We start from the raw sequence: 21,913 nt of genomic DNA, 5'->3' as shown, positions 1-21,913 counted from the left end.
GATCTCGCAGTCAGGGGGCGGTGCTTCCGTTATAATCCGTCTCAGTAAGAGCCTGCGGAATACAAAAATATGGATTATCAATTAACGCTTAACTGGCCCGAATTTATTGAACGTTACTGGCAAAAACGCCCGGTCGTTCTTAAACGCGGGATCAGCAATTTTATCGACCCTATTTCTCCTGACGAACTCGCTGGTCTGGCGATGGAAAACGAGGTAGACAGCCGTCTGGTGAGCCACCAGGACGGGAAATGGCAGGTCAGCCACGGTCCCTTTGAAAGCTACGATCACCTGGGCGAAAACAACTGGTCTTTACTGGTGCAGGCGGTCAACAACTGGCACGAACCCACCGCAGCCTTAATGCGTCCCTTCCGCGCCCTGCCAGACTGGCGAATGGACGATCTGATGATCTCCTTCTCCGTTCCCGGTGGCGGCGTGGGTCCGCATCTGGATCAGTACGACGTGTTTATCATTCAGGGTACCGGTCGCCGTCGCTGGCGCGTGGGCGAAAAAGTGCCAATGAAGCAGCACTGCCCGCACCCGGATCTGCTTCAGGTTGATCCGTTTGAAGGGATCATTGATGAAGAGCTGGAGCCAGGTGACATTCTTTATATCCCACCGGGCTTCCCGCATGAAGGTTATTCCCTGGAAAACTCGCTGAACTATTCGGTTGGTTTCCGCGCGCCAAGCGGGCGCGAGATGATCAGCGGATTTGCTGACTATGTTTTACAGCGTGAGCTGGGCAGCTACCGTTACAGCGATCCGGACGTTCCGGCGCGTGAGCACCCGGCGGATATTCTGCCAGAGGAGCTGGATAAGCTGCGCGGGATGATGCTGGATCTGATCAACGAACCGGAGCACTTCAGACAGTGGTTTGGCGAGTTTATCAGCCAGTCGCGTCACGAACTGGACGTCGCACCACCAGAGCCGCCATATCAGGCAGATGAAATTTATGATGCGCTCCAGCAGGGCGATAAGCTGGTTCGTCTGGGCGGATTACGCGTACTGCGCATTGGCGAAGAGGTATTCGTCAACGGCGAGCGCCTGGACTCTCCGCATCGCCCGGCGCTGGAAGCGATTGCCAGCCATATGGTGCTGACTGCGGATACCTTTGGCGACGCACTGGACGATCCCTCCTTCCTCGCCATGCTGGCCGCGCTGGTGAACAGCGGGTACTGGTTTTTTGAGGACTGAGCCGCTTTAATGCCCGGTGACGCTGCGCTTACCGGGCCTACGATCGAAATGTAGGTCGGGTAAGGCGTAGCCGCCACCCGGCTTTGTTTTACTTCCGCTCCCCCGCCGCAAAATCCTCAATCTCACCCGCCCAGTCTGCCGGATATAACCCTTCCCGCACGTCCCGATGAAACGTTGAATATGGCCAGTCGACGACTTTCCCGACATAGCCATGCTTCAGCGGATTGATGTAGACGTAATCCATATGCCGCCGATAATCCTGCTCATTGCGAATAGTGTGCTCCCAGAAACGCGGTTGCCAGACGTGGCGCATTTCAATGTTGCGGCTAAACGTTTTTTTGATGTCGCGCCAGCGCGCTGAAAAGTCACTGTCCCCTTCCGGCAGGGTCCAGATACAGTGCATATGTTCAGGCAGGATAACCCAGGCGTTAATGGTAAAGGGCTTCGCACGCTTAACCGTGGCGGTAGCGGAACGCAGGCTGTCGATGTGGCGAGTAAGTAAATCGCTCTGGCGGTTTTGCAGATTGACGGTGAAAAACCAGGTCCCACCGGGGATGTAGTGGCGGCTGTAGTTTGACATTGGCACTCCTTGCCCATTGCCCGGTGGCGCTGCGCTTACCGGGCCTACGATCGAAATGTAGGCCCGGTAAGGCGTAGCCGCCACCCGGCATAAAACATTACCGCTTCGCGGTTAACTCCGCTATCCGCACGATCACCTGCACCGCTTTCTCCATCCCTTCCAGCGTCACGAACTCATGCTTGCCGTGGTAGTTATATCCACCGGTAAACAGGTTCGGGCACGGCAGGCCCATAAACGACAGCTGTGAACCATCGGTACCGCCACGGATCGGTTTCATCACCGGCTCGATGTCACAATCGCGCATCGCCTGCTGGGCGATATCAAGAATATGCGGATGCTCCATCACCTTATCGCGCATATTGTAATAGCTGTCTTCGATGATGAGTTCAATATAGCAATCCGGATGCAGCCCCTTGCCGACCTTTTTCGCGATCTCCATCATCTTACGTTTGCGCGCTTCAAAGGCTTTGCGGTCGAAATCGCGGACAATATAGTGCATCTGCGCGCTGTCCACGGTCCCCTTGATGCTGGTCAGATGATAAAAACCCTCATACCCTTCCGTCATCTCCGGGCTCTCTTCGGCGGGCACTTCCGCATGAATACGCGCAGCCAGCGACAGCGCATTCACCATCACCCCTTTCGCAGACCCCGGGTGCACGTTATTCCCGACGATTTTGATCGTTACCGATGCCGCGTTAAAGTTTTCATACTCCAGTTCACCCACGCCGCCACCGTCGACGGTGTAGGCCCACTGCGCGTTAAACGCCTCAACGTCAAAGTGTTTTGCGCCTTTTCCAACCTCTTCATCCGGCGTGAAGGCCACGCGGATATCGCCATGTGGGATATTTTTGCCCTTCAGCACCGCCAGCGCCGTCATGATCTCGGCGATGCCCGCTTTGTCATCGGCCCCCAGCAAGGTTTTGCCGTCAGTGGTGATTAACGTCTGCCCCAGCAGCTGATGCAGTACCGGGAACATCACCGGCGACAGCACTTCGTCGCCAATGCCCAGCGCAATATCACCGCCGCGGTAGTTTTCAACAATCTGCGGGTTTACGTGTTTACCGCTAAAATCAGGTGAGGTATCGACATGAGAAATAAAGCCAATTGCCGGGATATCGCCGTCAATATTCGCCGGCAGCGTTCCCATCACGGTCCCTTTTTCGCTGAGCGTGACATCAACCAGCCCCATGGCCTCCAGCTGCTCTTTCAGCAGATTTAGCAGCTTCCACTGGCCTTCGGTGCTTGGCACCTGTCGGACCCCCGGCTTAGATTGGGTATCCAGCGAAACGTAATGTAAGAAACGCTCAAGTAGTTTATCCATGCAGTCACCCTCACTTTTTGTGACAACATTATCATTAAGCAGCAAAACGCAAATATTGCGTCAGGTCACTTTTATCCCGCAAACGAGAACTTTTTACGTTTATATCGTTGTGCGTTAATAAATGTAGCTTATGAATAAGTGAGAAGGATTGGCGATTCAATGGGTTTGCCGTAGAATGTCCGCCCTCATTACGAGTCACCAAGGTGGTTACACACAAACCCCGCTTCAGTCTGCTGCCTGAGGCGTCTATATGGGACAGCGCGAAAATTGAATACACAACCCCGTTCCCTTTCACCGCTGGTGCAACTGGAACGAATTCGTAAAAGTTTCGATGGCAAAGATGTCATTTCCGACCTTAATCTGACCATCAATGACGGTGAGTTTCTCACGCTGCTCGGCCCCTCCGGCTGCGGCAAAACCACCGTCCTGCGCCTTATCGCCGGGCTGGAAAGCGTCGATAACGGCCATATCCATCTTGAGAACCAGGACATAACCCAGGTTCCAGCCGAAGATCGCCACGTCAATACCGTCTTTCAGAGCTATGCCCTGTTCCCGCACATGACCGTGTTTGAGAACGTGGCGTTTGGCCTGCGGATGCAAAAAACACCGGCCAGCGAGATCCCACCTCGGGTTACCGAAGCCCTGCGCATGGTACAGCTGGAGGCGTTCGCCCAGCGCAAGCCGCATCAACTTTCCGGTGGTCAGCAGCAGCGTGTGGCCATTGCCCGCGCCGTGGTCAACAAACCTCGCCTGCTCCTGCTGGATGAATCCCTCTCCGCGCTGGACTACAAGCTGCGCAAGCAGATGCAGAACGAGCTGAAAGCGCTTCAGCGTAAGCTCGGCATCACGTTCGTGTTTGTCACGCACGATCAGGAAGAAGCCCTGACCATGTCAGACCGTATCGTGGTGATGCGCGACGGCAAGATTGAGCAGGATGGCACCCCGCGTGAAATTTACGAAGAGCCGAAAAACCTGTTCGTCGCCAGCTTTATTGGCGAAATCAATATCTTTAACGCCACGGTGATCGAGCGTCTGGACGAGCAGCGCGTTCGCGCGAACGTGGAAGGCCGCGAATGCAATATTACCGTCAACTTTGCCGTCGAGAAGGGGCAAAAGCTCAACGTCCTGCTGCGCCCGGAAGATCTCCGCGTTGATGAGATCCACGACACGGCTGACGTCGAAGGTCTGATCGGTTACGTTCGCGAACGCAACTACAAAGGGATGACCCTCGAATCCGTTGTGGAACTGGAAAACGGCAAAATGGTGATGGTCAGCGAGTTCTTTAACGAGGACGATCCGGACTTCGACCACTCGCTGGATCAGAAAATGGTCATCAACTGGGTAGAAAGCTGGGAGGTTGTACTGGCTGATGAAGAACACAAGTAAGTTCCAGAATGTGGTGATTGCCACGATCGTCGGTTGGCTTGTGTTGTTTGTCTTTCTTCCCAACCTGATGATCATCGTGACCAGCTTCCTGACCCGCGACGACGCGAACTTCGTGACGATGGTCTTTACGCTGGACAACTACGCGCGCCTGCTCGATCCGCTCTATTTTGACGTGCTGCTGCACTCGCTCAATATGGCGCTGATTGCCACCCTCGCCTGTCTGGTGCTGGGGTATCCATTCGCCTGGTTCCTGGCCCGCCTGCCGCAAAAAGTGCGGCCGCTGCTGCTGTTTTTACTGATTGTACCCTTCTGGACCAACTCGTTAATCCGCATCTACGGGCTGAAAATCTTTCTCAGCACCAAAGGTTATCTGAACGAGTTCCTGCTGTGGCTGGGGGTGATCGAGACGCCGATCCGCATCATGTTCACCCCGGGCGCGGTAATTGTCGGCCTGGTCTATATCCTGCTGCCGTTTATGGTGATGCCGCTCTACTCCAGCATTGAAAAGCTCGATAAACCGCTGCTGGAAGCGGCGAAAGACCTGGGTGCCAGTAAGTTACAAACCTTTGTCCGCATCATTATTCCGCTGACCATGCCGGGTATTATCGCCGGCTGTCTGCTGGTCATGCTGCCTGCGATGGGCCTGTTCTACGTATCGGACCTGATGGGCGGGGCGAAAAACCTGCTGATCGGTAACGTGATTAAGAGCCAGTTCCTGAATATCCGCGACTGGCCGTTCGGCTCGGCCACCAGCATAACGCTGACGGTGGTGATGGGACTGATGCTGCTGGTTTACTGGCGTGCATCACGCCTGCTGAATAAGAAGGTGGAGCTGGAATGATCGGTCGACTGCTTCGCGGCGGTTTTATGACCGCCATTTATGCGTATCTCTATATTCCGATAATCATTTTGATCGTGAACTCTTTTAACAGCTCACGCTTCGGGATCAACTGGCAAGGGTTTACCACCAAATGGTATGGCCTGCTGATGAACAATGACAGCCTGCTACAGGCCGCTCAGCACTCGCTGACGATGGCGGTATTTTCTGCCACCTTCGCGACGCTGATTGGCTCACTGACCGCCGTGGCGCTGTACCGCTACCGTTTTCGCGGTAAGCCGTTCGTCAGTGGCATGCTGTTTGTGGTGATGATGTCCCCGGATATCGTGATGGCCATTTCACTGCTGGTGCTGTTTATGCTGCTGGGCGTCCAGCTCGGTTTCTGGTCGCTGCTGTTCTCGCATATCACCTTCTGTCTGCCGTTTGTGGTGGTAACCGTCTACGCGCGTCTGAAAGGGTTCGACGTACGCATGCTGGAAGCGGCGAAAGATCTGGGTGCGAGCGAGATGACCATTCTGCGCAAAATCATTCTGCCGCTGGCGATGCCCGCCGTGGCAGCAGGATGGCTGCTCAGCTTTACCCTGTCGATGGACGACGTGGTCGTGTCCTCCTTCGTCACCGGGCCGAGCTATGAAATTCTGCCGTTGAAGATCTACTCAATGGTTAAAGTCGGTGTTTCACCCGAAGTGAACGCGCTGGCGACTATTCTGTTGGTGTTATCGCTGGTTCTGGTAATTGCCAGCCAGGTTATTGCTCGTGATAAAACAAAATCTCAGGGGACACAGAAATGAAAAAAATGCTTGCCGCTGCGGCACTGGTGCTCGGAATGGGCGCCGCGCATGCTGATGACAGCAAAACGCTCTATTTCTACAACTGGACCGAGTATGTGCCGCCGGGCCTGCTGGAGCAGTTCACCAAAGAGACGGGCATCAAGGTGATCTATTCGACCTACGAGTCAAATGAAACCATGTACGCCAAGCTCAAAACCTATAAAGATGGCGCGTATGACCTGGTGGTGCCGTCGACCTATTTCGTCGACAAGATGCGCAAAGAAGGCATGATCCAGAAGATCGACAAAACGAAGCTAACCAATTTTTCAAACCTCGATCCTGAGATGCTAAACAAGCCGTTCGACCCGAATAACGACTACTCCATTCCGTACATCTGGGGCGCGACGGCAATTGGCGTCAACAGCGATGCCATTGATCCAAAAACGGTTTCATCCTGGGCTGACCTGTGGAAGCCGGAATACAAAAGCAGCCTGCTGTTAACCGACGATGCGCGCGAAGTGTTCCAGGTTGCGCTGCGTAAACTCGGCTATTCCGGTAACACCACCGATCCGAAAGAGATCGAAGCGGCGTATAACGAACTGAAAAAGCTGATGCCAAACGTGGCGGCGTTCAACTCGGATAACCCGGCTAACCCGTATATGGAAGGTGAAGTGAATCTGGGTATGGTCTGGAACGGCTCTGCGTTTGTGGCGCGTCAGGCCGGGACGCCGCTGGAGGTGGTCTGGCCGAAGGAGGGCGGCATCTTCTGGATGGACAGCCTCGCGATCCCGGCGAATGCGAAAAACGTCGAGGGCGCCCTGAAGCTGATCAATTTCCTGCTGCGCCCGGATGTGGCAAAAGAGGTGGCGGAAACCATCGGCTACCCGACGCCAAACCTGGCCGCGCGGAAGCTGTTAAGCCCTGAAGTGGCAAATGATAAATCGCTTTATCCGGACGCTGAAACCATCAGCAAAGGGGAATGGCAGAACGACGTCGGTGACGCGAGCCGCCTGTATGAAGAGTATTATCAGAAGCTAAAAGCAGGCCGTTAATGCATAACGGGCGACGCAATGTCGCCCGTTACTCTTACAGTCCCTTGAGGAGTTTATCCACAAAGGCTGGCACCACCTCGCTCGCCAGACCGTAATGTTTCTCTTCAAACTCGCTCCCGACCTGGCTTGGCTCCAGATTAAGCTCCACCGTATGGGCACCTTGCAGTCGCGCTTCGTGAACAAATCCTGCCGCCGGATAGACATGTCCTGAGGTACCAATGGCGATAAAGACGTCCGCCATAGCCAGGGCGCTGTAGATCTCATCCATTCCCAGCGGCATTTCGCCAAACCAGACCACATGCGGACGCAGACGCGAAGGGAACTGACAGCAGTGGCAGCGGTCTTCGTCCAGCACGTCCTCTTTCCAGTCCAGCACCTGACCACTCCATGCGCACCGCACCTTGAGCAGTTCGCCGTGCATGTGAATGATGTTGTGGTTTCCGGCCCTTTCGTGAAGATTGTCGATGTTCTGCGTGACCAGCAGAAAACGATCCCCCAGCGCTTCCTCCAGCTTTGCCAGCGCCAGGTGCGCCGCATTCGGCGCAATCTCCGGCTGCTGAAGCTGGCGACGGCGGGCGTTGTAGAACGCCTGCACCAGCGCCGGGTCGCGGGCGAAACCTTCCGGCGTCGCCACATCTTCAACTCGGTGTTCTTCCCATAGTCCGTCCGCCGCGCGGAAGGTCTGAATACCGGATTCGGCGGAGATCCCCGCCCCGGTCAACACCACCACTCTGGGTTTATCCATCGCTTCTGGCATCATCCTGTCTCTGAAAAAGATCCGCTGACGCAGGCGTTCACGTAAGCGGCGTTTATTTTTGCGAAAACGGCTGAGTCGACCCTGGCGACGCGACAGCATAATAACCTCGTAAACTAATCGGTGAGATGAAGGAATGCGGCTCCGCGCATGCCTCCTGCGTCCCCGTGTCGCGCGCGTTCAATGCGCGGCACGCGGGCGACCGGCAATAAATGTCGGGGCAGACGCCCGGACAACTGTTCCGTAATCGCAGTGAAATTTGACAGCCCTCCCCCGATCACCAGCAGATCCGGGTCGACGATGGTCAGGATATTCCCCAGGCACACGGCCAGCAGGTCGAGATAGCGTTCAACGTGCTCTCGCGCCTGCGCATCCCCTTGTTCCCACAGGGTAATGATTTCGGGGGCGTCATGTTTCTGATGATAGAAGTGTTCATAAAGCCATGCAAACCCACGGCCTGAAAGGTAACTCTCAATACAACCGTGCTGACCACAACCGCAGCGGATCAACGGGAAATCACGTCCGACAACATCCAACGCATCCACCGGCAGACGGATATGACCAAATTCGCCGGTAATGTAGCTGCGCCCGGTAATGGGTTTACCGTTAATGACTATCCCGCCCCCCACGCCGGTTCCGAGGATCAGCCCCATCACCAGCGGATAGCGACGAAACTCGTCGTCCCAGGCCTCTGAGAGAGCAAAACAGTTGGCATCGTTGTCTAAGCGCACGTCGCGCTCAAGGAGAGCAGAAAGATCGGCACGCAGCGGTTTGCCGCTGGCAGCAGGAACGTTGGCGGCATACAGCGTGCCATCGTCGGTTTCGGGCATACCCGGAATACCAATGCCGACGCTGCCTTTGACGCCAAAGCGTTCATCCGCTTGCGCCACCAGCGCGGCAATGGCGGTTAAAAATTCATCGTAGCTTTCGCGCGGCGTGGGTACGCGGGTTTCCCATTGTAGCTTAAGGTCTTTATCGAACACGCCGAGCGCAATCTTGGTGCCGCCAATATCAAATCCGTAATACATGATGCATTCCTCTGTTTGATTCAGCGGCCAAAAGACCGCTAAACCATGACGAAATTACTGGCCACTTAATACCCTCGCCGGATCAATTCGGCTTGCGCGACGCGCCGGATACCAGCTTGCCAGCAGACTCAGTAAAAGTGCTGTAACCAGCACATAAATAACGTCCAGCCAGTGCAGTTCAGACGGCAGGAAGTCAATAAAATAGATATCGCCTGACAGGAACTGATGGCCAATAAGCGCTTCAATCCCGTTGATAATCGGCGTCAGCTGAAGGGAAACCACCACGCCGATCGCCACGCCGCAGAGGCTGCCAAACAGCCCCGCCAGCAAACCGTACCAGACGAAGATGGCGCGAATAAGACCGTCTTTCGCCCCTAAGGTACGCAGCACGGCGATGTCGCCGCTCTTATCCTTAACGGCCATGACCAGCGTCGAGACGATATTAAAACACGCCACCCCAATCACCAGCACCATCGCCAGATACATAATCGCGCGGATCATCTGGATATCACGGTACATATACCCGTAAGTGCCGATCCAGCTTTTGATGTAGACATAGTTATTGGTCACGCTGCCAGCGTCACGCACCAGTTTATTGGCGTTGAAGACGTCGTTAACCTTAATGGCAATGCCCGTCACGCTGTCGCTCATATCCAGATACTGGCGCGCATCTTCCAGCGGCACCATCGCGAAGCTGTGATCGAGCTGGCCGCTCAGTTGCAAAATACCGGTGACGTGCAGACGTACGCGCTTAGGCTGCTGCAATTTGTGATCAGCGCTGGCGTTCGGGATCATGATCGAGACCCAGTCGCCCTGCTTCACCTTCAGCGCATCGGCAACGCCTTTGCCCATGATGATCTGCTGCTCGCCAGCCTTAAAGTTTGCCCATGCGCCATTTTGCACATAGCGCGGCAGCGCGCTCAGACGCTCTTCCTGACGAGGATTTACCCCTTTCACCTGAATGGCGCGCAGGTTTACCCCGCTCTCTACCAGCCCGGTAAAATTGATGTAAGGTGCAGCCGCCGCAATGCCGGGCACCTTTTCCACTTTGTTAAGGGCATCACGCCAGCTGGACCACGGCTGGTTAACCGGCTCGATTTCACCGTGGGGGACAACGGCCAGAATGCGGTTATTCAGTTCACGCTCAAAGCCGTTCATGGCGCTTAAGCCCACGATCAACACCGCCACGCCCAGGGCGATACCGATGGTGGAGATCACGGAGATAAGGGATACCATCCCGCTCCGGCGACGACCGCGGCTAAAGCGTAACCCGATGAGTAACGATAACGGTGAAGCCATTACTCCGCTCCCATCAGCGTCAGTTCAGCATTCAGACGACCGTCGCGCATTTCCAGCTGACGCCCCATCCGCTTAGCCAGTTGTAAATCGTGGGTGACCACCAGAAACGCGGTTCCCTGCGCGGCGTTCAGTTCGCCGAGAAGCTGGAAAATGCTGTCTGCGTTACGCGCATCGAGGTTACCTGTCGGTTCATCCGCCAGCACCAGGCGCGGGTTGTTGACCAGCGCACGGGCGATGGCCACACGCTGACGCTCGCCGCCGGAAAGCTCAGACGGACGGTGATTTCCGCGATGACCCAGCCCTACCGCTTTTAGCATGTCGCTGGCGCGGGCATTAATTTCCGCGGGTTTCTTTTTACCAATCAGCAGCGGCATTGCGACGTTTTCCAGCGCCGTAAAGTCCGGCAGCAGATGGTGGAACTGATAGATAAAGCCCAGCTCGCGGTTACGCAGCTCGGCTTTCGCCGTAGACGACATTTTACTCAGCGGCTGCCCGGAGAAGATCACATCGCCTTCGGTTGGCGTGTCCAGCCCGCCAAGCAGATGCAGCAACGTACTTTTACCGGAACCGGAGCTGCCGACAATCGCCATCATCTCGCCTTCACCCACGCTAAAACTCACATTGTGCAACACGTCGGTCTGCACAGTGCCTTCCTGATAGCGTTTGGACAGGTTGTCGCACTGCAACAGGATCTTATTCATAACGTAAAGCCTCAGCGGGTTGAGTGGCGGCAGCCCGCCAGGAAGGATAAAGCGTAGAGAGCAGCGCAATGGCCATCGCGGCCAGCGCAATACCGACCACCTGGAGCGGCTCGATAGCCACCGGCAGCGCCGCGCCATCAAGCAGCGCGCCAATAATCGGCATGAGATTGTTGAGCTGGCTGGCGAGCAGCGCCCCCAGCGCCGCGCCGAGCAGCGCGCCGATGATGCCGGCGCTGGCGCCCTGGACCATAAATACCGCCATGATCTGGCGCGGAGTCAGCCCCTGAGTTTGCAGAATGGCGACTTCGCCTTGCTTCTCCATCACCATCAGCCCGAGCGAGGTGATGATATTAAACGCGGCAACGGCCACGATCAGGCTCAGCAGCAGCCCCATCATGTTTTTCTCCATGCGCACGGCCTGGAAAAGTTCGCCCTTCCGGTCGCGCCAGTCCTGCCATTTCGTCCCTTCCGGTAGCGTCTGCTGGCTAAGGGTATCCACCTTCAGCGGCGCATCAAGCCACAGACGCCAGCCGGTGATATTTCCCGCCGGGTAGCGCATCAGACGCGAGGCGTCCTGAATGTTCACCAGCATCTGGTAACCATCAACTTCGCTGTTCGCCGCAAACGTGCCAATCACGTTGAACAGGCGCTGGCTTGGCAGACGCCCCATCGGCGTAAACTGACTGGCTGACGGCACCATCACACGCAGCTGATCGCCACGGTTGACCCCGAGCTGCCCGGCAAGCTGCTCGCCGAGGATGACGTTGTATTTACCCGCTTCCAGGTCGGTTTGTTTCACATTGACCAGGAACGGCGTCAGCGGATCTTTTTGCGCCGGATCGATACCCAGCATCACCCCGACCGCCACGCTACGGGCGCTTTGCAGCACCACATCGCCCGTCGTGAGCGGCGCAACGCGCGTGACACCCTGTAACTTCACCGCGCTTTCCGGCAGCTGTTGCGGATTAACGGAACCCTGAGTGGAAGAGAGAACGGCCTGCGGCATCAGCCCCAGGATATTGTTTTGCAGCTCGCGCTCGAAGCCGTTCATGACGGAAAGCACCGTCACCAGTGCCATCACGCCAAGCGTAATGCCAATAGTCGAAAGCCAGGAGACAAAGCGACCGAAGCGGTCCGCGGCGCGCCCACGCATGTAACGTAAGCCTATAAAGAGTGCGACAGGTTGATACATGAAATCCGTCTGTTTGCTGATAGCAGACCCACGAGTATATAAGCGAATCCGCTAAGCGTAAATGACTGAAACCGTAAGATTCGGTAATCATTTTTCCGAAAAATTCAGATAAATCATCATGCTACTGACTGAACTTCCGCCAGACAGCCTCCACCTTTTCCTAAAATCGTCCTGATACAGACTGTTACCCGTTACATCAGGGTTTCATTTTACAACAATCGTCCTTTCGTTTATGGCAACAAGGTCGTCACGCACAATGAAACAAAAAGCATTATGGATTAACCAGATAAAAGGTCTGTGCATCTGCCTGGTGGTGATTTACCACTCGGTGATCACCTTTTATCCTCACCTGGACGAGCTACAGCATCCGTTATCGGGCCTGCTCGCCAAATGCTGGGTCTACTTTAATCTTTACCTTGCCCCGTTCCGTATGCCGGTGTTTTTCTTTATCTCCGGCTATTTGATCCGTCGATATATTGACGAGGTGAACTGGCGCACCAGTCTCGACAAGCGGATCTGGAGCATTGTCTGGGTTTTGGCCCTGTGGGGCGTCCTGCAATGGCAGGCGCTGACTCATCTGAATGCCTGGCTCGCCCCCGAGCGAGAGCTGGCGACAGCATCCAATGCGGCCTACGCCGATTCCGTTTCAGGGTTTGTACGGGGAATGCTCACGGCCAGCACCAGCCTATGGTATTTGTACGCCTTAGTGGTCTACTTTACGCTCTGTAAGCTGCTGAGCCGCTGGAAACTGCCGATGCTGGGGCTTCTGGCGCTGGCAAGCATCGCCATCAACTTCCTGCCGTTACCGTGGTGGGGAATGAACAGCGTGGTGCGCAACATGGTCTACTACAGCCTCGGCGCATGGTATGGCGCGCAGTTGATGGCGTGGATGAAAGGGATGAATTTGCGCCGCAGCTGGCTGATCCTCATCGCCTCTGGTGCGGTGTCGGTGGTGCTGTGGTTCGCTAATGTCCCTCTGCCGCTCTCTCTGCTGTCAATCGTGGTTATCATGAAGCTCTTTTACAGCTTCGAGCAGCGTTATGCCGTTCATCCCAATAATCTGCTGAACGTCATCGGTTCAAACACCATCGCGATTTATACCACCCACCGCATTTTAATTGAGGCGTTTAGCCTGCTCCTGATCCGCGAAATGAATGCGGCGTACTGGCCGATTTGGGCGGAGTTAACGCTGATTCTGGTTTATCCATTTATCAGCCTGCTCGTCTGCACGCTGGTTGGGCTGGGGGCACGTAAGCTCTCGACCGCCCTCTTTGGCGATCTTTTCTTCTCCCCTCCCGCGCGGCTTTCGCCCGTGCCCACGACCCGCTAACTAACCCTGTCCCATGCGGACTACAAAATAAGGCCTGCACAGACGGCTCCCTCTCCCTATGGGAGAGGGCTGGGGTGAGGGTGAACATACAGCTGTGGTGCTCGTTCCGTTCACCTTATATTCCTTGCTATTCTATAACCGCACGAGCGGTGAACGTGCCAGGGTGGCTCAGTCGCCACCACCCTGGCAACCCGGGCTCCCGGCGGTAAATCGTCGCTTCGCGATACCCTCGGCTTATTCCTTCCGGCTATCGGGTCGGGCATGAGCCTGCATCCATGCAGGCCACGCCCTCTCGGCGCATCCCTGCGCCTCGCCCCGGCCTTCAGGAAACGCCTCAGCGATTTACAGCCGGACCAGAGCATCGCTGAAAGCCCTCAGTTAGTCTGAAGACAACGTTATTGCTTCTGCTTTCAAATTACTGAGGAACCCTCTACCCATCCGGGGGCACTTTCCCTCTTGTGCGGTTACGATTTGCTTATGTAAAACGATCGAGGATAATAAAGACATTGCGTATCAGTGATATGCCCCAATACTGTTGGTATATCCCCAAGAGACTCTGACATAGCCATGCCTGAACACTATCGTTACTCCTTGCCTGTCAAAGCGGGCGACCAGCGCCAGCTGGGCGAACTCACGGGCGCGGCCTGCGCCACCCTGGTGGCGGAAATTGCTGAGCGGCATCCAGGGCCGGTGGTGCTGGTTGCCCCGGACATGCAAAACGCTCTGCGCCTGCACGACGAAATTCGTCAGTTCACCGATAGCCTGGTGTTCAGCCTGGCCGACTGGGAAACGCTTCCCTACGACAGTTTTTCTCCGCACCAGGAGATCATCTCTTCGCGCCTGTCGACGCTGTATCAGCTTCCCACCATGCAGCGCGGCGTGCTGATTGTACCGGTGAACACCCTGATGCAGCGCGTCTGTCCGCACAGCTATTTGCACGGCCATGCGCTGGTGATGAAAAAAGGCCAACGCCTGTCGCGCGATGCCCTGCGCGTGCAGCTGGACGGAGCCGGCTATCGACATGTCGACCAGGTGATGGAGCACGGCGAATACGCGACGCGCGGTGCGCTGCTGGATCTCTATCCGATGGGCAGCGATCGGCCATATCGTCTGGATTTCTTTGATGATGAGATCGACAGCCTGCGCGTGTTCGACGCTGACACCCAGCGCACGCTGGAGGAAGTGGACTCCATTAACCTACTGCCCGCCCATGAGTTCCCGACGGATAAAACCGCCATCGAGCTGTTCCGCAGCCAGTGGCGCGACAGGTTCGACGTGAAGCGCGATGCCGAACATATCTACCAGCAAGTCAGCAAGGGCACCCTTCCGGCCGGGATCGAGTACTGGCAGCCCCTGTTCTTTAACGAACCGCTGCCGGCGCTGTTCAGCTACTTCCCGGCGAATACGCTGATTGTTAACACCGGGGATATCGACGTCAGTGCCAGCCGCTTTGAAAGCGAAACGCGCGCCCGCTTTGAAAACCGGGGCGTTGACCCGATGCGTCCGCTGCTGCCGCCGGAAATGCTGTGGCTACGTACCGACGAGCTCAACGCCGAGCTGAAACGCTGGCCGCGCATGCAGCTCAAAACCGACGCGCTTGCCGTGAAGGCGGCGAACACCAATCTCGCGTTCCGGACGCTGCCTGACCTGGCCGTCCAGGCGCAGCAGAAATCCCCGCTTGATAATCTGCGCAAGTTTCTTGAGTCCTTCACCGGGCCGGTGGTCTTCTCCGTTGAAAGTGAGGGTCGCCGTGAAGCGCTGGGCGAACTGCTGGGACGGATCAAAGTTGCGCCGAAGCGCATTCTTCGCCTGAGCGAAGCGACCGGAAATGGCCGTTACCTGATGATCGGCGCCGCCGAGCACGGATTCATTGATACACTCAATAACCTGGCGTTGATTTGTGAAAGCGACCTGCTGGGCGAGCGCGTCGCGCGCCGTCGTCAGGACAGCCGTCGCACCATCAACCCGGACACCCTGATCCGTAACCTGGCCGAACTGCACCCCGGTCAGCCGATCGTTCACCTGGAACACGGGGTGGGTCGCTATCAGGGGATGACCACCCTCGAAGCAGGCGGCATCAAAGGTGAATACCTGATGCTGACCTACGCCAACGACGCCAAACTGTACGTGCCGGTGTCGTCCCTGCACCTGATCAGTCGCTACGCCGGGGGCGCGGAAGACAACGCGCCGCTGCATAAGCTGGGCGGCGATGCCTGGGCGCGTGCGCGCCAGAAGGCAGCGGAAAAAGTGCGCGACGTGGCCGCCGAGCTGCTGGATATTTACGCCCAGCGTGCGGCCAAAGAGGGCTATGCGTTTAAGCATGATAAAGAGCAGTATCAGCTGTTCTGCGACAGCTTCCCGTTTGAAACTACGCCGGATCAGGCCCAGGCCATTAACGCCGTGCTGAGCGACATGTGCCAGCCGCTGGCCATGGACCGCTTGGTCTGCGGTGACGTGGGCTTCGGCAAAACCGAAGTGGCGATGCGTGCCGCCTTTTTGGCGGTGGAAAACAACAAGCAGGTGGCGGTGCTGGTGCCGACTACCCTCCTCGCCCAGCAGCACTTCGACAACTTCCGCGACCGCTTCGCCAACTGGCCGGTGCGCATTGAGATGCTGTCGCGTTTTCGCAGCGCCAAAGAGCAGACGCAAATCCTGGAACAGGCAAGCGAAGGCAAAATTGATATTCTGATCGGCACTCACAAGCTGCTGCAAAGCGACGTGAAGTGGAAAGATCTGGGGCTGCTGATCGTGGATGAAGAGCACCGCTTCGGGGTGCGCCATAAAGAGCGCATCAAAGCGATGCGCGCCGACGTCGACATTCTGACCCTGACCGCAACGCCGATCCCGCGCACCCTGAACATGGCGATGAGCGGCATGCGCGATCTGTCGATAATCGCCACCCCACCGGCGCGCCGTCTGGCGGTGAAAACCTTTGTTCGCGAGTACGACAATCTGGTGGTGCGCGAGGCGATCCTGCGCGAAGTGCTGCGCGGCGGCCAGGTGTATTACCTTTATAACGACGTCGAAAATATTCAGAAAGCCGCCGACAGGCTGGCAGAGCTGGTACCGGAAGCGCGCATCGCCATTGGTCACGGCCAGATGCGCGAGCGTGAGCTGGAGCGGGTGATGAACGATTTCCACCACCAGCGTTTCAACGTGCTGGTGTGTACCACCATCATTGAGACCGGGATCGACATTCCGACGGCGAACACCATCATCATCGAACGTGCGGATCACTTCGGCCTGGCCCAGCTGCACCAGCTGCGCGGGCGCGTCGGGCGCTCGCACCATCAGGCCTACGCCTGGCTGCTGACGCCGCATCCGAAGGCGATGACCACCGACGCGCAAAAGCGTCTGGAAGCTATCGCCTCGCTGGAAGATCTGGGTGCTGGCTTTGCGCTGGCGACCCACGACCTGGAGATCCGCGGCGCCGGTGAGCTGCTGGGTGAAGACCAGAGCGGCTCCATGGAAACCATCGGTTTCTCGCTGTATATGGAGCTGCTGGAAAATGCCGTCGACGCGCTTAAAGCCGGACGTGAACCGTCTCTGGAAGATCTCACCAGCCAGCAGACCGAAGTGGAACTGCGCATGCCTTCTCTGCTGCCGGATGATTTTATTCCTGACGTGAATACCCGTCTGTCGTTCTACAAACGCATTGCCAGCGCGAAAAGCGAAGGCGAGCTGGAAGAGATCAAAGTCGAACTGATTGACCGTTTTGGGATATTGCCCGATGCGGCGCGCAACCTGCTGGATATTGCCCGCCTGCGTCAGCAGGCGCAGAAGCTGGGCATTCGCAAGCTTGAAGGCAATGAGAAAGGCGGCGTCATTGAGTTTGCCGAGAAGAACCACGTCGATCCGATGTGGCTGATTGGCCTCCTGCAAAAACAGCCGCAGCATTTCCGTCTTGATGGCCCGACGCGTCTGAAATTTACTCAGGATCTGACGGAACGTAAAACCCGCATGGACTGGGTGCGTAACTTTATGCGTCAGCTGGAAGAGAACGCCATCGCATAACGGTATCCCCCGCCAGCGCCCGGCTGGCGGGGGGACAATTTACAAACTCTTTGCACTTCGCCCGAACTTCCCGACTATACATTCGCCATAATTATCATTAACGCCTTATAAAACAATAACCTTATCATTTGTATGGATTATGATAATGATGATTTCTTCGCGTTTTACCCGCTGGTTAACTCTGTTTGCGCTGGCCGCGACGGTTGCCGTCGCGCTCCCTGCTCGCGCAAATACCTGGCCTCTTCCGCCTGCCGGCAGCAACGTCGTAGGTGAAAACCGCTTTCACGTGGTTGAAAACGATGGCGGTTCGCTGGAAGCGATTGCCAAAAAATATAACGTCGGGTTCCTGGCGCTGTTGCAGGCCAACCCGGGCGTAGATCCATACGTGCCCCGGGCAGGCAGCGTACTGACGATTCCGCTGCAAACCATCCTGCCGGACGCGCCGCGTCAGGGCATTGTGATTAATCTCGCCGAGCTGCGTCTGTATTACTACCCGCCAGGCAAGAACGAAGTGACCGTCTACCCTATCGGCATTGGTCAGTTGGGGGGCGATACGCTCACGCCTACCATGGTCACCACCGTCTCTGATAAGCGCGCTAATCCAACCTGGACCCCGACGGCAAACATTCGCGCCCGTTATAAAGCTCAAGGTATCGACCTGCCTGCCGTGGTGCCTGCTGGCCCGGATAATCCGATGGGGCACCATGCGATTCGCCTGGCGGCATACGGTGGGGTTTATCTTCTGCACGGAACGAATGCGGATTTCGGGATCGGGATGCGCGTCAGCTCCGGCTGCATTCGCCTGCGCGATGACGATATCAAAACGCTCTACCGCGTGATCGCCCCTGGCACGAAAGTGAATATCATTAATACGCCGATTAAAGTGTCTGAAGAGCCGGGTGGCGTTCGTCTGGTTGAGATCCACCAGCCGCTATCGAAAAACATCAATGACGATCCGCAGACGCTGCCGATTAATCTGAATGCCTCGATGGTGAGCTTTAAAACGAATGCCAATACCGATGGCGCGGTGATGGAGCGGGCGATGGAAGCGCGCTCGGGGATGCCAACCGATGTCACGCGGCATCATGAGGTTGCTCAGCAATCAATGTAAAGCAGTAATAACGACAAACGCCCTGCATCAGCAGGGCGTTTTTTATTGCAGTGGCATAACGGAGGGTTGCGTTACGCTTATTTGTAGATAACAGCGGTACCGTGCAGGGTGTTAGGACCGGTCACAGAGGTGATGCGGAATGATTTCGCACCCATTTCGTCAGCTTTTTGTGCCAGCTGATCTTCCAGAGAGCCCAGATTAGTCCCGGCAGTGGCAGAGATGGTACCGACTTTCTGCTGGTCTGCTGGCGTGGATTGCACTTCAACAGCAGCGAAGCTTGCGAAAGAGAGTGAACTCAGAACGGCGGCAGCGATGAGGGTTTTAACGTTTTTCATGATTTTATACCTTTAGGCAGATGATGTAGTGGTCGTTAGTTATTTAGTTAACGATCGATAGGTAAATGATAGATGTGATCCAGGTCACACGTCAACCCATTTTTATAATGGTCGTTAAATTAATTTCATTTGCCTTATATTTCATAAAGATAAAATTAAATTATTTTTCAGAAATCACCGCTGGTCGTTGCAGACGTTTATTTTTATAATGACTATTCAACAAAACAACAGAGGACCAACGGCACATGACAACCGATGTTACGCGTTGCGCGAAGAAAAGCCGTGGCCGACCAAAAGTGTTCGACAGGGATGCGGCGCTCGATAAGGCCATGACGCTCTTCTGGCAGCATGGGTATGAAGCTACGTCGCTTTCCGATCTTGTGGAAGCAACGGGCGCGAAAGCCCCTACCCTGTACGCAGAGTTCACCAACAAAGAAGGCTTATTCCGGGCCGTTCTGGACAGATACATCGCGCGCTTCGCGGCAAAACATGAAGCCCAGCTGTTCTGCGAAGAAAAAACGGTTGAGCAGGCATTGCAGGATTATTTCACGGCAATCGCGACCTGCTATACCAGCAAGGACACGCCTGCGGGCTGTTTTATGATCAACACCTCCGCGACCCTCGCGGCATCGTCTAAAGAGATTGCCAACACGGTCAAATCGCGACATGCGATGCAGGAGGAGACGCTCAGCACGTTTCTGGCTCAGCGTCAGCAGCGCGGCGAAATACCGGCGCATTGCCGTCCGCAGGAGCTTTCCCAGTATCTGAGCTGTATTTTACAGGGGATGTCCATCAGCGCCCGTGAAGGCGCGACGCTGGAAAAATTGCAGGGGATTACGCAAACAACGCTGCGCCTGTGGCCTGAACTTCTTAAACTCTGACGCAAAAAAAAGCTCCTCAGCCTGAGCGCATGAGGAGCTAAGTTCAGAGAACATCTTTTTTACACTTTGTTATTCAGTATCAGCTGACCGTTGCTGTCGAGAGGGATCTGCGTGCCAGGATCTTTATCCATGCGGATTTTGCCCTGCTGATCGCCAATTTTGTAGGTTACGTCGTAGCCCAACATTTTTTCAGACTTGTCATACACGGTTTTACAGCGCTGCTGCGTTGTGGTGTAGGTATCATTTTCCTGCATCGCGCCCTGTACCTGGTTACCGGCATAACCGCCACCCAGCGCACCAACCACCGTCGCGACATCCTTACCACGGCCGCCACCAAACTGATGACCAATCACCCCACCAGCAACCGCGCCCAGCACGGAGCCAGCGATACGGTTTTCATCCTGAACCGGACGACGGTGGGTGACAGAAACATTACGGCACTCCTGACGAGGCGTCTTGACCGTCTCTTTGATCGGTGTAGCGGAAACCACCTGCGCATACTGCGGGCCACGATCAAGTACGTTCAGACTGGCAACGGCAGCCACACCTAACGCAGCTGCGACGCCAATCCCTATACCCGCCAACATTGATTTATTCACGGGACTTCCTCCTTTGTTGCAATTGGTAGCAATTTTGCAGCGCAATAAACGCTTCGCCAATAAGATAAAGGATCAAAATCAGGGCTGTTGACCGGGACAACGTGGGTTTAAGAGAACTCTTAAGCGTCAGGAGGGAAATGCACAGCATGATGTGCTAAGAATTCCCCCCGGAGGGCCCGGAGGGAGAGAGAAATTAGTGCAGCTTCAGGCGTGGACGGATCACGCGGTTGATGCGGCCAACCAGCATCATCAGGCCGGTTTTGAAGTAGCCGTGCAGCGCAATCTGGTGCATACGGTACAGAGAAATGTACACGAAGCGGGCGATGCGCCCTTCCACCATCATGGAGCCGCGCATCAGGTTACCCATCAGGCTGCCCACGGTGGAGAAGTTTGAGAGCGACACCAGAGAGCCGTGGTCTTTGTAGACATAGGCTTTCATCGGTTTGCCTTTCATCTGCGCCAGGATGTTATGCAGCACGAGGCTTGCCATCTGGTGCGCGGCCTGAGCGCGAGGCGGTACAAATCCGCCTTCCGGACGTGCGCAGGAGGCACAGTCGCCAATGGCGAAGATGTCCGGATCGCGCGTGGTTTGCAGCGTCAGCTCTGTCACCAGCTGGTTAATGCGGTTCGTCTCCAGCCCACCGATATCTTTCATGAAATCAGGCGCTTTGATCCCCGCAGCCCAAACCATCAGGTCGGCCTGGATATATTCGCCGTCTTTGGTATGCAGGCCGCCCTCATCCGCGCTGGTCACCATGGTCTGGGTCAGCACGCGCACGCCCAGTTTGGTCAGCTCGTTGTGCGCCGCGCCGGAAATACGCGGCGGCAGCGCAGGCAGAATACGTTCACCTGCTTCCACCAGCGTCACATTCAGCGCTTCGTTAGTCAGCCCTTTGTAGCCGTAGCTGTGCAGCTGTTTGACCGCATTGTGCAACTCCGCCGATAATTCAACGCCCGTTGCGCCGCCGCCCACGATAGCAATGTTGACCTTGCCGTTAGCACCCATGTTATTGGTGTACTTCAGGAACAGGTTAAGCATCTCCTGATGGAAACGACGCGCCTGATGCGGGTTATCCAGGAAGATGCAGTGCTCTTTTACGCCTGGGGTGTTGAAATCATTGGAGGTACTGCCCAGGGCCATCACCAGCGTGTCATAGGCCAGCTTGCGCTCAGGAACCAGCAACTCGCCTTTATCATCACGCAGCTCAGCCAGCGTGATGGTTTTGTTTTCACGATTGATATCCACCACCGAACCCAGCTGGAACTGGAAATGGTGGTTACGCGCATGCGCCAGATAGCTCAGCGCATCCACGCCCTCATCCAGCGACCCGGTCGCCACTTCGTGCAGTAACGGCTTCCACAGATGACTGTGGTTACGATCCACCAGCGTGATTTTGGCTTTCTTACCACGACCCAGCTTCTTACCCAGCTGTGTCGCCAGCTCCAGTCCGCCAGCACCACCGCCGACAATCACTATCTTTTTCAATGGCGTAGTCAACGTGACCCCCTCAAATTATTAACCAATTGTTAA

Annotated in this window: 19 protein-coding genes; 9 read left to right on the top strand and 10 right to left on the bottom strand. The window is 56.0% G+C overall.

Annotation, left to right across the window (positions count from 1 at the left end; translation table 11 throughout):
* Positions 1 to 69: 69 nt before the first annotated feature.
* A complete protein-coding gene (locus INF61_RS04255) occupies positions 70 to 1,191 on the top strand; it encodes a cupin domain-containing protein (protein WP_017384706.1) in 1,122 nt (373 codons plus the stop codon).
* An 88-nt stretch (positions 1,192 to 1,279) separates the two neighbouring features.
* Here INF61_RS04255 and INF61_RS04250 read toward each other — a convergent pair whose 3' ends face one another.
* Together INF61_RS04250 and pepT are read right to left on the bottom strand one after the other, a co-directional pair.
* The gene (locus INF61_RS04250) at positions 1,280 to 1,771 is read right to left on the bottom strand and encodes a transposase (RefSeq protein ID WP_193547543.1); all 492 of its coding nucleotides are present in this window, start codon (positions 1,769 to 1,771) and stop codon (positions 1,280 to 1,282) included.
* 97 nt (positions 1,772 to 1,868) lie between these two features.
* Positions 1,869 to 3,092, bottom strand: coding sequence for a peptidase T (pepT, locus tag INF61_RS04245; protein WP_006809220.1), 1,224 nt, complete (start codon positions 3,090 to 3,092; stop codon positions 1,869 to 1,871).
* Positions 3,093 to 3,329: 237 nt separating this feature from the next.
* Here pepT and potA point away from each other — a divergent pair, with 237 nt between their 5' ends.
* Genes potA through potD form a run of 4 tightly spaced genes read left to right on the top strand, consistent with a single transcriptional unit; the run spans position 3,330 to position 7,138 of the window.
* On the top strand, positions 3,330 to 4,478 hold the full coding sequence (gene potA, locus INF61_RS04240) for a spermidine/putrescine ABC transporter ATP-binding protein PotA (RefSeq protein WP_162837914.1): 1,149 nt from the start codon (positions 3,330 to 3,332) through the stop codon (positions 4,476 to 4,478).
* Complete coding sequence (gene potB / locus INF61_RS04235; RefSeq protein WP_015570804.1) at positions 4,462 to 5,319, top strand: spermidine/putrescine ABC transporter permease PotB; 858 nt, start codon at positions 4,462 to 4,464, stop codon at positions 5,317 to 5,319. Before potA ends, potB begins: the two co-directional genes overlap by 17 nt.
* Complete coding sequence (potC, locus tag INF61_RS04230) at positions 5,316 to 6,107, top strand: spermidine/putrescine ABC transporter permease PotC (RefSeq protein ID WP_015570805.1); 792 nt, start codon at positions 5,316 to 5,318, stop codon at positions 6,105 to 6,107. Before potB ends, potC begins: the two co-directional genes overlap by 4 nt.
* Positions 6,104 to 7,138, top strand: coding sequence for a spermidine/putrescine ABC transporter substrate-binding protein PotD (gene potD, locus INF61_RS04225; RefSeq protein WP_015570806.1), 1,035 nt, complete (start codon positions 6,104 to 6,106; stop codon positions 7,136 to 7,138). The genes potC and potD overlap by 4 nt, the downstream gene beginning before the upstream one ends.
* A 34-nt stretch (positions 7,139 to 7,172) precedes the next feature.
* Here the strand turns inward: potD and cobB are convergent, their stop codons facing one another.
* The 5 genes from cobB to lolC are packed head-to-tail and all read right to left on the bottom strand — an operon-like array spanning position 7,173 to position 12,112.
* The gene (gene cobB, locus INF61_RS04220) at positions 7,173 to 7,994 is read right to left on the bottom strand and encodes a Sir2 family NAD+-dependent deacetylase (RefSeq protein WP_006809226.1); all 822 of its coding nucleotides are present in this window, start codon (positions 7,992 to 7,994) and stop codon (positions 7,173 to 7,175) included.
* A 14-nt stretch (positions 7,995 to 8,008) separates the two neighbouring features.
* Complete coding sequence (nagK, locus tag INF61_RS04215; RefSeq protein ID WP_047062615.1) at positions 8,009 to 8,920, bottom strand: N-acetylglucosamine kinase; 912 nt, start codon at positions 8,918 to 8,920, stop codon at positions 8,009 to 8,011.
* Between the two features lie 54 nt (positions 8,921 to 8,974).
* Positions 8,975 to 10,219, bottom strand: coding sequence for a lipoprotein-releasing ABC transporter permease subunit LolE (lolE, locus tag INF61_RS04210; RefSeq protein WP_017384711.1), 1,245 nt, complete (start codon positions 10,217 to 10,219; stop codon positions 8,975 to 8,977).
* Positions 10,219 to 10,920 (bottom strand): lipoprotein-releasing ABC transporter ATP-binding protein LolD, encoded by a 702-nt coding sequence (gene lolD / locus INF61_RS04205; protein ID WP_015570809.1) that lies wholly within the window; start codon positions 10,918 to 10,920, stop codon positions 10,219 to 10,221. Before lolD ends, lolE begins: the two co-directional genes overlap by 1 nt.
* Complete coding sequence (gene lolC / locus INF61_RS04200) at positions 10,913 to 12,112, bottom strand: lipoprotein-releasing ABC transporter permease subunit LolC (protein WP_017384712.1); 1,200 nt, start codon at positions 12,110 to 12,112, stop codon at positions 10,913 to 10,915. The genes lolD and lolC overlap by 8 nt, the downstream gene beginning before the upstream one ends.
* Before the next feature lie 256 nt (positions 12,113 to 12,368).
* Here lolC and INF61_RS04195 point away from each other — a divergent pair, with 256 nt between their 5' ends.
* The 3 genes from INF61_RS04195 (at position 12,369) to INF61_RS04185 (ending at position 18,567) form a co-directional block, all read left to right on the top strand.
* The gene (locus tag INF61_RS04195) at positions 12,369 to 13,442 is read left to right on the top strand and encodes an acyltransferase family protein (RefSeq protein ID WP_193547542.1); all 1,074 of its coding nucleotides are present in this window, start codon (positions 12,369 to 12,371) and stop codon (positions 13,440 to 13,442) included.
* A gap of 567 nt (positions 13,443 to 14,009) precedes the next feature.
* Positions 14,010 to 17,456 carry a transcription-repair coupling factor gene (mfd, locus tag INF61_RS04190; RefSeq protein ID WP_193547541.1) on the top strand — a complete coding sequence of 1,149 codons (3,447 nt, stop codon included), beginning with the start codon at positions 14,010 to 14,012 and terminating at the stop codon, positions 17,454 to 17,456.
* 145 nt (positions 17,457 to 17,601) lie between these two features.
* A complete protein-coding gene (locus tag INF61_RS04185; RefSeq protein ID WP_023303432.1) occupies positions 17,602 to 18,567 on the top strand; it encodes a L,D-transpeptidase family protein in 966 nt (321 codons plus the stop codon).
* A gap of 77 nt (positions 18,568 to 18,644) precedes the next feature.
* Here the strand turns inward: INF61_RS04185 and bhsA are convergent, their stop codons facing one another.
* Positions 18,645 to 18,902, bottom strand: a complete 258-nt coding sequence (bhsA, locus tag INF61_RS04180) for a multiple stress resistance protein BhsA (RefSeq protein ID WP_006809234.1) — start codon at positions 18,900 to 18,902, stop codon at positions 18,645 to 18,647.
* Positions 18,903 to 19,147: 245 nt separating this feature from the next.
* Between bhsA and INF61_RS04175 the strand changes: the two genes are divergently transcribed.
* Positions 19,148 to 19,783: a TetR/AcrR family transcriptional regulator gene (locus INF61_RS04175; protein ID WP_015570813.1), complete on the top strand. Its 636-nt coding sequence runs from the start codon at positions 19,148 to 19,150 to the stop codon at positions 19,781 to 19,783.
* 59 nt (positions 19,784 to 19,842) lie between these two features.
* Here INF61_RS04175 and INF61_RS04170 read toward each other — a convergent pair whose 3' ends face one another.
* Together INF61_RS04170 and INF61_RS04165 are read right to left on the bottom strand one after the other, a co-directional pair.
* A complete protein-coding gene (locus INF61_RS04170) occupies positions 19,843 to 20,382 on the bottom strand; it encodes a glycine zipper 2TM domain-containing protein (protein WP_017384715.1) in 540 nt (179 codons plus the stop codon).
* A gap of 193 nt (positions 20,383 to 20,575) precedes the next feature.
* Positions 20,576 to 21,880, bottom strand: coding sequence for an NAD(P)/FAD-dependent oxidoreductase (locus INF61_RS04165; RefSeq protein WP_045338852.1), 1,305 nt, complete (start codon positions 21,878 to 21,880; stop codon positions 20,576 to 20,578).
* Positions 21,881 to 21,913: the final 33 nt, after the last annotated feature.

The sequence above is a fragment of the Enterobacter cloacae complex sp. P18RS genome, from assembly GCF_014982105.1.
Classification (GTDB): Bacteria; Pseudomonadota; Gammaproteobacteria; order Enterobacterales; family Enterobacteriaceae; genus Enterobacter; species Enterobacter hormaechei_C.
This window is presented reverse-complemented; position numbering and strand designations above follow the sequence as displayed.